Source organism: Dactylosporangium siamense (genome assembly GCF_016862795.1).
GTDB lineage: Bacteria > Actinomycetota > Actinomycetes > Mycobacteriales > Micromonosporaceae > Dactylosporangium > Dactylosporangium siamense.
In genome coordinates, this window is record NZ_BONQ01000242.1 from 1 (window position 1) to 4,205 (window position 4,205).

General features: G+C 69.9%; 1 protein-coding gene. It reads left to right on the plus strand.

The genetic code is table 11. From position 1 onward, the window contains the following. Window positions 1-68: 68 nt before the first annotated feature. Window positions 69-4,205 (plus strand): non-ribosomal peptide synthetase (locus tag Dsi01nite_RS56690; RefSeq protein ID WP_239137305.1); only part of this gene is annotated, 4,137 nt, incomplete at its 3' end.

Below are 4,205 nucleotides of genomic sequence, written 5' to 3' on the forward strand. Positions count from 1 at the left end.
CCGCCCTGCACACCGACATTGCCCTGGCGGTGTTGTTCGACCACCCGACCGTTGCCGGGCTCGCCGCAGTGCTCGACGCCGCGACACGGACCGGGCCGGCGGCGCCGCCGATCGTTCCCGTCGACCGTGGGCGGCCGTTGCCGTTGTCGTTCGCGCAGCAGCGGTTGTGGTTCCTGCAGCAGTTGGAGCCCGACTCGACCGAATACAACGTGTACCGACCCATGCACATCGTCGGCGCGTTCGACCTCCCGGCGATGCGCGCGGCGCTGGACGCGATCGTGGAGCGGCACGAGGTGCTGCGGACCCGTCTGGTCGTCGACGCCGACGGGGTGCCCTGGCAGGTGATCGACCCGCCGGCGCCGTTCGAGCTGCCGGTCGTGGACCTCAGCGGCGAGCCGGACCCGATGGCCGCGGTCCGCGAGCGGATCGCGGCGGACGTGGCGGTGCCGTTCGACCTCGCCACCGGCGTGATCCGGGGCGTGCTGTTCCGGCTGGGGCCGGACGATCACGTGCTCGGACTGTGCATGCACCACGTGGTGTCGGACGAGTGGTCGGGGCGGATCCTCGGCGACGAGCTCGGTGCGTTGTATGCCGGTGAGGTGTTGCCGCCGTTGCCGGTGCAGTACGCCGACTTCGCGGCGTGGCAGCGCGCGTGGCTGTCCGGCGCGGTGCTCGAGGGGCAGCTGGACTACTGGCGGGCCCGGTTGACCGGGGCGCCGATGCTCGAGCTCCCGACCGATCGGCCGCGGGCCGCGATCCGTTCGGCCGCCGGGGCGGTCGTGGACTTCGAGGTGCCGGCGGAGGTCGCCGCGCAGCTGCGGGCGGCCGCCCGCGAGAGCGGCGCCACGATGTTCATGACCCTGCTCGGTGCCCTGGCCGTGCTGCTTGGCCGGTACGCCGGTCAGGACGACATCGTGGTGGGCACGCCGATCGCGAACCGGGGCCGGGCCGAGGTCGAGGGGCTGATCGGGTTCTTCGTCAACACCCTCGTGCTGCGCACCGACCTGTCCGGCGACCCGACCTTCGCCGAGGTGCTGGGCCGGGTCCGCGACGAGGCCCTGGCCGCGTACACCCACCAGGACATCCCCTTCGAGCGGCTCGTCGACGAGCTGGTGACGGAGCGGGATCGTTCGCGGACTCCGTTGTTCCAGGTGCTGTTCAACTACGTCACCGCGCGGGAGTCGGGGCAGGAGGGCCCCGGGCTTGACGGTGAGGTGATCGAAGACGCGAAATTCGATCTTGCGGTGACGGTCGGTGAGGTCGGGGAGACGGTTCGGGGTTCGCTGCAGTACAGCACCGCCCTGTATGACGCGGAGACCGTCGAGCGTCTGGCCGTGGACTTTGTGGATGTGTTGGCTCGGTTGTCGGAGGCTCCGGCGCGGCGTCTGTCGGCGTTGCCGGTGTCGGCGGCCACGGCGGTGGACTTGGTGGCGTGGAACGACACGGCGCGGGCGGTACCGCCGGTGTCCGGGGTCGTGGATCTGATCGTGGACCGTGCGGGTGTGGCGGTGGTGTCCGGTGCGGAGGAGCTTTCCTACGCGGAGCTGGAGGTGCGGTCGAACCGGCTGGCGCACCTGCTGCGGGGAGAGGGTGTGGGCCCGGAGACGGTTGTCGGGGTGTGCCTGGAGCGGGGTCTGGATCTGGTGGTGGCGGCGCTGGCGGTGTGGAAGGCGGGGGCGGCGTATCTGCCGTTGGACCCGGACCAGCCGGAGGACCGGCTCAGCTACATGCTGTCGGACAGCGGGGCCGCGCTGGTGGTCGGTCGTGGTCCGGTGGCCGGCGGGGTCCGTGAGGTGCTCCCGGATGGTCCGGCGCTGGCCGGGCAGCCGGCGGTCCGGCCGGAGGTTGGGGTGTCGGCGGATCGGCTGGCGTATGTGATCTACACATCCGGGTCGACGGGGCGGCCGAAGGGTGTGCAGGTCAGTCACCGCAATGTGGTGAACTTCCTGGCCAGCATGGCGGTGGAGCCGGGTCTGGGTGCGGATGACGTGCTGCTGGCGGTGACGACGTTCGGGTTCGACATCGCCGGGTTGGAGGTGTTCCTGCCGTTGACGGTCGGCGGCACGGTTGTGGTCGCGGATCGGGACACGGCGCGTAGTGCGGAGCTGTTGGCGGGGTTGATTGAGCGGTCGGGCGCGTCGGTGATGCAGGCGACGCCGGCGACGTGGCGGATGTTGGTGGAGTCCGGCTGGGCGGGCGCGCCCGGGCTGCGGGTGTTGTGCGGTGGTGAGGCGTTGCCGGTCGCCCTGGCAGAGGCGCTGCTGGAGCGCACCGGCGGGGTGTGGAACATGTACGGCCCGACAGAGACGACGATCTGGTCCGCGTGTCGTCGGCTGCGGCCCGGCGGCGGTGTCGATCTGGGCGCGCCGATCGCGAACACGCAGGTGTATGTGGTGGATGCGGCGTTGCGGCCGGCGCCGGTCGGGGCGGTCGGGGAGTTGTGTATCGGCGGTGTCGGTGTTGCTCGCGGGTATCGGGGTCGGGCGGATCTGACGGCGGAGCGGTTCGTCGCCGATCCGTTTGCCGCCGATGGTGGGCGGTTGTATCGCACTGGTGATGTGGTGCGGTGGCGGGCCGACGGGCGGTTGGACTTCCTGGGTCGGACGGACCATCAGGTGAAGATCCGCGGGTTCCGGATCGAGCTGGGTGAGATCGAGGCGGTGCTGTCCAAGCATCCGGATGTGGCGAATGCGGTTGTGGTGGCGCGGGCTGATGAGCAGCGGCTGGTCGGGTATCTGGTGCCGGCGGACCCGCAGCGGGGTGTGCCGTCGATGGATGAGCTGCGGCGGTGGCTGCGCCGTGATCTGCCGGAGTACATGGTGCCGGCGGTGTTCGTGGAGCTGTCGGAGCTGCCGCTCAACCCGAGCGGGAAGACCGACCGGGGCGCGCTGCCGGCTGTGGACGGGCTACGGCCCGAGCTGGCGGGCGGATTCGTGGCGCCGGTGGGGCCGGTGCAGGAGGTGCTGGCCGGGATCTGGGGCGAGCTGCTGGGAGTGGACCGGGTCGGGGCCGCCGACAACTTCTTCGCGCTTGGTGGGCATTCGTTGTTGGCGACGCGGGTGGTGTCGCGGGTGCGGGCGGTGTTTGAGGTTGAGGTGCCGGTGGCGGTGTTGTTCGATGCGCCGACGGTGGCCGGGCTGGCGTTGGCGGTGGAGGCTTCTGCGCCGGGGGTGGTGGCGCCGCCGATGGTGTCGGTGGGTCGGGGTGAGCGGTTGCCGTTGTCGTTTGCGCAGCAGCGGTTGTGGTTCCTGGCGGAGCTGGAGCCGGACTCGGTTGAGTACAACATGCCGATGGTGGTCGACCTGCCGGGTGATGTCGACCGGGAGGTGTTGGCTGCGGCGTTGACGGCGTTGGTTGCCCGGCATGAGGTGTTGCGGACGCGGTTGGTGGCCGACGCCGACGGTGTGCCGTATCAGGTTGTTGATCCGGCGCCGGAGCGGTTTGACCTGCGGGTGGTGGACGAGGTCGGTGTGGAGGTGCCGTTCGATCTGGCGGCTGGTCCGTTGTTCCGGGCGGTGGTGTTGCGGGATGAGCCGGTGTTGGTGTTGTCGATGCATCACGTGGTTGGTGATGAGTGGTCGGCGGGGATTCTGCGGCGTGAGTTGCGTGCGTTGTATGAGGGTGCGGTGTTGCCGTCGTTGCCGGTGCAGTATGCGGATTTCGCGGTGTGGCAGCGGCAGTGGTTGGTCGGGGATGTGTTGGCGCGGCAGTTGGACTTTTGGCGGTTGCGGTTGGCTGGGGTGGCGGCGTTGGAGTTGCCGACGGATCGGTCGCGGTCGGTGGTGCGGTCTGCTGCTGGTGCGGTGATCGAGTTCGGGGTGTCGCGGGGGGTGGCGGACGGGTTGCGTGCGGTGTCGCGGGCGGCGGGTGCGTCGATGTTCATGACGGTGTTCGCGGCGTTTGCGGCGTTGTTGGGTCGGTATGCCGGTCAGGACGATGTGGTGGTGGGTACGCCGATCGCGGGCCGGAACCGGGCGGAGGTGGAGGATCTGGTCGGGTTCTTCGTCAATACGCTTGTGTTGCGTGCGGATCTGTCGGGTGATCCGGCGTTCACCGAGCTGTTGGCGCGGGTGCGGGCGGAGACCCTGGCTGCGTACGCGAATCAGGATGTGCCGTTCGAGCGGTTGGTCGACGAGCTGAATGTGGTGCGGGACCGGTCTCGCACGCCGCTGTTCCAGGTGCTGTTCAACTACGCGACCACCGAC